A 300-nucleotide genomic window follows, 5' to 3' on the forward strand; every position below is an offset into this window, starting at 1 on the left:
CGATCTTCACCCAGAAGCTCGGCAACGGCTTCATCGAGGAGGCCTTCCGCGCCGCGCGGGCCGCCGACCCGAACGTCAAGCTGTGCTACAACGACTACAACATCGACAACGCCACCGCCGCCAAGACGCAGGGCGTCTACAACATGGTCAAGGACTTCAAGGCGCGCGGCGTACCGATCGACTGCGTGGGCCTGCAGTCGCACTTCGGCAACCCCCCGTCGAACTACCAGCAGAACATCGCCCAGTTCGCCGCGCTCGGCGTCGACGTGCAGATCACCGAGCTCGACGTCGGCGGCTCCG

1 protein-coding gene is annotated in these 300 nt (G+C 65.7%); it reads left to right on the plus strand.

Annotated elements, in window-relative coordinates:
- The coding region (locus QSK36_RS43255) for an endo-1,4-beta-xylanase (RefSeq protein WP_285786463.1) at positions 1 to 300 on the plus strand (300 nt) is incomplete at both ends.

It is taken from the genome of Microbispora sp. NBRC 16548, from assembly GCF_030268985.1.
Classification (GTDB): Bacteria; Actinomycetota; Actinomycetes; order Streptosporangiales; family Streptosporangiaceae; genus Microbispora; species Microbispora catharanthi.